Annotated in this window: 5 protein-coding genes; 2 read left to right on the top strand and 3 right to left on the bottom strand. The window is 32.7% G+C overall.

The window, feature by feature from the left end; translation table 11 throughout:
- Window positions 1-266, top strand: a 266-nt coding sequence (gene nth, locus PHC28_RS13205; RefSeq protein WP_367278035.1) for an endonuclease III, incomplete at its 5' end; no start/stop codon positions are given.
- 16 nt (window positions 267-282) lie between these two features.
- Here the strand turns inward: nth and PHC28_RS13200 are convergent.
- The 3 genes from PHC28_RS13200 to PHC28_RS13190 form a co-directional block, all read right to left on the bottom strand.
- On the bottom strand, window positions 283-426 hold the full coding sequence (locus tag PHC28_RS13200) for a hypothetical protein (RefSeq protein WP_300101373.1): 144 nt from the start codon (window positions 424-426) through the stop codon (window positions 283-285).
- A gap of 52 nt (window positions 427-478) precedes the next feature.
- The gene (locus tag PHC28_RS13195; RefSeq protein ID WP_300101369.1) at window positions 479-1,063 is read right to left on the bottom strand and encodes a sigma-70 family RNA polymerase sigma factor; all 585 of its coding nucleotides are present in this window, start codon (window positions 1,061-1,063) and stop codon (window positions 479-481) included.
- A gap of 223 nt (window positions 1,064-1,286) precedes the next feature.
- Window positions 1,287-4,739 (bottom strand): hypothetical protein, encoded by a 3,453-nt coding sequence (locus PHC28_RS13190; RefSeq protein ID WP_300101366.1) that lies wholly within the window; start codon window positions 4,737-4,739, stop codon window positions 1,287-1,289.
- Window positions 4,740-4,955: 216 nt separating this feature from the next.
- On the opposite strand from PHC28_RS13190, the gene uvrA reads away from it, so the two are divergent.
- On the top strand, window positions 4,956-7,166 hold a 2,211-nt coding region (gene uvrA / locus PHC28_RS13185), incomplete at its 3' end, for an excinuclease ABC subunit UvrA (protein ID WP_300101363.1).

Below are 7,166 nucleotides of genomic sequence, written 5' to 3'. Positions count from 1 at the left end.
GAGTTCCTGCCTTTCCAGTTGACACACACATTCACCGACTAATGTATCGCTGGAATTTATCGAATGGAAAAAACGTGGTTCAAACAGAGAAAGATGCCAAACGCCTTTTCCCAAAGGAAATATGGAACGATTTGCACCTTCAAATGATTTGGTATGGTCGCGAATATTCGCCAGCTAGAGGTTGGGATTTAGACAAAGATATAATTACCCGAACTATTGGCAGAAAATTAGTTTTAGAAGAGCTACAAACGAAAACATCCCGATAATTATCGGGATGTTTTCCTAATTAGCTATAATTTCGAAACTCATTTTGTTAACTTTAATAATACTTAACGCTTTTGAGTAATTTAATAAAAAAGAAATCGTTTCTTTTTTTGGTTTCATCGTAGTTGTTGCTAATGTTTTCTCAGAGTAAATTTTTGCCATATAGTAATAAAGTTTTGTTTTTTATTACAACGCAACAATTTTCAAAATAGTATCAATTTGTTAAAATAATTTGATGCTTATCTATAACTTTCCTCATATTCATTAAAGCATAGCGCATTCTACCTAAAGCAGTATTAATGCTAACGCCTGTGATTTCTGAAATTTCCTTAAAACTCATATCTTGATACATACGCATAATTAATACTTCTTTCTGATCAGCAGGAAGTTCTTCGATTAGTTTTTTTAAATCGATTTCAACTTGTTCTTGTATAATTTTATTCTCGACTGTTAAAGAATCATCAGACATAATTGAAAAAATAGAAAACTCCTCTGTTTCTCTATACATTGGCATTTTTTTGTTTTTTCGATAATGATCAATAATCAAATTGTGAGCAATACGCATCACCCAAGGAAGAAATTTACCTTCTTCGTTATAAGCTCTTGATTTTAAAGTTTTGATAACTTTAATAAATGTATCTTGAAAAATATCATTCGAAATATCTCTATCGGAAATTTTTGAATATATAAAACCAAAAATTTTTGATTGATGTCTATTGATCAATATAGTCAAGGCATTTTCATCGCCTTCTACATAATTTCGAACCAATAAAGCGTCTGGAAGTTGTACGTTAGCCATAGTTATACCTTTTAGTTTTTTAATAAAATTGGAGTAATTTCTCTAAAAAGTAGTTCTATTGTATAGGCTAATGGTTTTTTGTGGTTTATTAATTGTCAAATTTAACAATTTTTTGTGTTAAGAAGCAAGTAAAAAGTAAAAAAAAAGCTTCTTTTTTATATAAGTCAATAAAACCTATAAAAAAAGAAGCCTTAATTTAACACCAATTAAAAATAATAATTAGCTATGCTAATCGAGGAACTAGATAAACATCTACTTGTTTAATACTATTTGTTCTTTCAAAAATTTCCTTACTACTCAACTTATCCATTGTAAGACCAACTAATTCTGATGTTGAACCATTAGTATTTGTTATTATAATTTTATTATTTTCTGAAATATGATAAACAAATGGAACTTGGCAAAAAGTAAAGGCTAAACTATCTATTTGTAAATCAATCGATTCTTTACCGTTTTGCAAAGAAATATACTCGAATTTATCCGCAGTCACTATAAACTCTGACTTTCTTAACAAGCCTGGATTGAAAACAATTTTTCCATCATTTACATTAATACCTAATTCTCCAAAACGAGAAATTATATCTTCTTTAACTTGTCCTGTCATTCCAGGTTGTTTAGCACCACCATTTCCAGGAGTGTGAGAGTAAGCATCTGTAGGGAAAGCACCGAATAATTCTGGCGATTTATTAAACCCTATTCCAGCCCTTACATCATAATAATGTTTAACTAATTTTCCAAGCTGAACTTCATCTGTAGTGTTTTGAAGTGCTATGAAATAGTTTTCGCTTATTGCCAACAATAATTTAGAAACCATGTGCCAATAAATACAACCCAAACCTTCAAAACCATAGAATGTTCCTGAGCGACCAGTAAAAGATTGATGATCAAAAACTTTTTCGAAAACTTGCAAAACCAATTCTTTTTCTTGGTCTAAATTATTTTGAGATGGCAACAAATCTAGCGCAGTTTTTAAATCGGCAGCATTTCTAAAATTACTATTAAAATGATACACCCCATCAATATCTTTGTAGATTATTTCACTATTGTTTTCGGAAATAAGTTGAGTGAGTAATTTATTATTTTGAACTAATTCGGATGAAATATTATTTTTATCAGTAAACCTAGGCAGCTGTCGATCTGGATAAAGCATATAACTGTATTGATCTTCCCTGAAAATAGCACTTTCTTTGAGAGCATCAAGCACTTGATTGACTTCTTCTGTATTTAAAAAACAAGCATTTAATATAGCCACTTGTCCTTCTAACATTTCATAAAGATGACGAATAGAAACACTATTATCTTTAAATGAAATTAGATTGTAGGAATGATATAAATTATCTTCTCTTTTATTTTTTCGAATCGAGTGATCAAAATGTTGAATGGTCAATTCGAAAAACGCTATAAGTTCTGAAATATCAATAGTTTTTTTATTTCCTGTAAACCCTTTACCATAAATTTTTTCGCGGTATTCACTTCCTGCATAACCTAAACCATCAGCAATTAATCGTCTATTAGCATCTGATATATCTGTAATCAATAAATCTTTGTACTGTTTGAAAATTGTGAAAATGGAATCGAAAAACACAGCAATTTCCTCTGAAACTTCAATCTTTCCTGTAGTTGTTCCTTTAAATAATTCAAGACAAAAGGTCTGCAATCTTCGAATATGATATAATGTTACCATTGAAACACCATTTCCCACTAAAGCATTGTTAGCATCATTCCATTCTGGTCTTTGAGTATTTAACCAAATTCCTGCTTCTGGAATAAAGTTAGATAGTTTTGCCAGTAACATTGCTAATAACTTTTCAGTGAAATTCACTTGGAGTACATCACCGTTAGATTTTAAAATAAGTTTTCCGTCGCTACCAATATTTTTAACGCTATCTAAAGCTATCTTTTCTGCTTCAAAGTCAAATTCAATCGTGTCAAAAGGATTATTTACTAAATTATCATAGGACTTAATTCTGTAAGGCACATTGGCGTAAGCAAAAATATTTTCAGTCAACATCCTGTTTAATGCTTCCGGATGGAATTTTTTAGCTATTTCTAAAAATTTCTGTAAATAGATAATCTGATGATCACCCCAATAACCAATATTTGCCCAAGGATCGTGCGGATCTGGTGATTCCCAATCTATTCCGTCTCTAGTAATTCGATAAGGATTGTAACCATCAGCCGTTGAGGCGTTTAAAAACTTACAAATCATACCTTCTATAAAAGAAGGATAGGATAATCCAAGTGCTTCCCAGTTTTGAAAAATATCTCTCCAATTTCCTTGGTAATTAAGGTTTTTTGAACCGTCTTCTTTTTTTATTTCAATTGCAAAACGATTCCACGGACGAGATGGATCACCGTGTCTTCTGCTGAAAGTTAACGGTAAGTATTCATAAAGCAACCGAATTAATTGACTGTCGTTGTTACTTGCCACCTTTTTAAGTAAAATAGAATAATTTTCATTTTCATTTAAACTTTGAAGGAAGGCAAGATTATTTTTATAAACAACTGTATTTGCTCCAGCGATAAATTCTTGCAAGTCTTTTTTGCCAATGGTATAATTATCATCAAAAATACCACCCCTCATTACATTAAACAATACATTAGATAAATGCCTATTAATGCCTAATTTATCCCCTGTTAATTGTAAACCATCTGCTGATGCTAATATTTTGATTAAATTATTTGTACCATCGTTAACATCATTCAGCAACTGTTGTGCACAATTTTTATTACCTAATAAAAATTGTTTTAAAGAAGCTATATAACCTGAATTTTTGTTGATATCAGCAACAATATACCACTCTTTTCTTTCATTAAATGAAAGTTCAATTTGAGCATTTACAAAATAAGCACCTCTTGTAGCCCTTATATCTTTTTCTTCTTCAATAGGAAGCCCTTTTTTAAAGTTTTTAATTTGGTTAGATGATAATAAAATTTTAGTATTACTGAATCCTTCTGACCAAACAACAGTTGAAGTCAAAGATTCACTAGGCTCAGCTTTATCAACTATTACTGAACTTAACATAAATAATCCAATATTGGTATCAGTAACCAATTCATTTTTTTTGTAAGCATCAACTAGATTACTCAAAGAATTTTGAAGCTGCTGATTGATTCCAGCAGGTAAAATATTTTGGATTCCATCAAGAACTGAAACTGAAACTGAGGATTCAAGATTGTTAGTAAGGATCGATTTTTTAATGAAACCATACTTTTCACTATTCATCCATTGATAAGAGAAAGTAACTCCTAAATCTTCGTTAATTTCCTCGAATATTATCTTGTTTCCGTAAGCATTTTTATAAATGTTGCGTTGTGTTTTATACACACCCTTGTACTTATCTGAGAAGGGGTCCCACAATGAAGTTTTACTTCCTCGTGTGACTAATAATAGGGTTTTACTTCCTGTAATTTCAGAGGAATCTTGAATTTTATCTACGGTATAATAAGGAAACAAAGCTAAATCAGGATTTTTTCTACCAGCAGATAGTCCTCCGTTGCTTGAAATAAACATCCAATGGTCTGAGTTGCTAACGATGGTCATAAAAAATGGATCCATCTTATCATAATTAGCTATTTTGTAAAATGATTCTCCATCAAAATCCACAAATTCACCTGTGATATTTTTAGTATCGTTGTCTAATTTATAATTCCCAAGTAGAATTTCATTTATCATAATATTTGTATTAATGCGTTGCGTATTTATATATTTACAGTTTCACTAGATTTTGGTTGTCAAATGACTGCAAATATAATTTATTTTCAACAGGATTTGGATAACAAAATTGCTTAAATTCAGAAGAAGTTGACTCTCCAAAACAACTATTTGGAATACCTTCAATACCATTTCTAATTTTAAAAATGATTACTTTTGTGAAAATTCGACTTTTGTATGCCAATTGACCTTTCAACATTAGATCCAAAGAAGAATATTATTATCAAAGGAGCTCAAGTTCACAATCTAAAAAATGTGGATGTCGCGATTCCTAGAAATAAATTAGTGGTCATCACTGGGCTCTCGGGTTCGGGAAAATCAAGTCTAGCTTTCGACACTTTGTATGCCGAAGGTCAACGTCGTTATGTGGAAAGTTTATCTTCTTATGCACGCCAATTTTTAGGGAGATTAGACAAACCAAAAGTAGAATACATCAAAGGAATTGCACCAGCGATTGCCATCGAGCAAAAAGTAAACACTACTAATGCCCGTTCTACAGTTGGAACTTCAACCGAGATTTACGATTACATCAAATTATTATTCGCCCGAGTAGGTAGAACTTTTTCGCCAGTTTCGGGTCAGGAAGTCAAAAAAAATACGGTTTCAGATGTGATTTCTGATGTGAAAAAATTTGGCGTTAACAGCAAATGGTTACTCCTCTCTCCTATTCATTTAGAACACGGTAGAGCTTTAGAAGACAAATTGAAAGCCTTGCTCAACCAAGGTTTTTCTAGAATATTGGTCAATAATGAAACCATTCGTTTAGACGCTATCGAAAGTCATTCATTAGACAATAAAGATATTCTCCTTATCATTGACCGAATCGTGGTTAAAGACGAAGAAGAATTTTACAATCGCCTTTCGGATGCGGTTCAAACTGCTTTTTATGAAGGAAAAGGAATTTGTCATTTGCAAGAATTAAACACACACAAACGTTATTCCTACAGCAATAATTTTGAATTAGACGGAATTACTTTCCTCGAACCCAACGTCCATTTATTCAGTTTTAACAATCCGTATGGTGCTTGCCCGGTTTGTGAAGGTTATGGAAACATTATTGGAATCGACGAAGAATTGGTTGTTCCCAATACTTCCTTGTCCATTTTTGAAAACGCCATTTATCCTTGGCGTGGCGAAAGTATGGGTTGGTTTCGGGACGAATTGGTAAACAACGCCTACAAGTTTGATTTTCCGATTCACAAACCTTTTTTCGAACTTTCGGAAGAACAAAAAGAATTGGTTTGGACAGGAAACAGCTATTTTCAAGGTTTGAATGTGTTCTTCAAGGAATTAGAAGACAAAAATTATAAAATCCAAAACCGCGTGATGCTTTCGCGTTATCGTGGCAAAACCAAATGTCATTCCTGCAAAGGAAAACGCTTGCGAATCGAAGCTTCTTACGTGAAAATCAATTCTAAAACCGTTTCGGATTTGGTTGATTTACCTATCAAACATTTGGTCACTTTTTTCGAAAACATCGATTTGGATGTGTATGAAAAGCAAATTGCCAAACGATTATTATTGGAAATCAACAACCGTTTGTCATTTTTGACCGAAGTTGGTTTGGATTATTTGACTTTAAATAGAAACTCGGCGACACTTTCTGGTGGTGAATCGCAACGTATTAATTTGGCGACTTCACTCGGAAGCAGTTTGGTGGGTTCGATGTATATTCTCGATGAGCCAAGTATTGGTTTGCATCCCAAAGATACCGAAAGATTGATAAAAGTGTTGCAATCTTTGCGTGATTTAGGAAACACTGTTATTGTGGTCGAACACGATGAAGATATTATGAAAGCAGCCGATATGATTATCGATATTGGTCCCGAAGCGGGAACTTTTGGTGGCGAATTAGTTGCTCAAGGTACTTTCGACGAAATCTTGAAATCGACTTCTTTAACTGCTAAATATTTAAACGGAGAACTTGAAATTAAAACACCTCGAATCCGCAGAAAATGGAATAATTACATTGAAATTCTGGGTGCAAGAGAAAACAATTTACAAAATATAGACGTCAAATTTCCTTTGGAATGTTTGACCGTGATTACAGGAGTTTCTGGTAGTGGAAAAAGTACTTTGGTCAAAAAAATATTGTTTCCGGCAATGCAAAAAAAGCTAGATGGCATTGGCGAAAAAGCGGGACAATTTACCGAAATGCGTGGCTATTATCACAAAATTCAACACATCGAATACGTAGATCAAAACCCGATTGGAAGAAGTTCCCGTTCGAATCCTGTGACTTACATTAAGGCTTATGACGATATTCGAGATTTGTTTGCCAAAGAAAAACTATCGAAAATTCGAGGTTATCAAGCCAAACATTTTTCGTTTAACGTCGATGGCGGTCGTTGCGAAACCTGCAAAGGTGAAGGAACTATCAATGTCGAA

The sequence above is a fragment of the Flavobacterium sp. genome (assembly GCF_028712645.1).
Taxonomy (GTDB): domain Bacteria; phylum Bacteroidota; class Bacteroidia; order Flavobacteriales; family Flavobacteriaceae; genus Flavobacterium.
The sequence above is the reverse complement of the archived record's forward strand: the minus strand, read 5'-3'. Positions and strand labels throughout refer to the sequence as shown.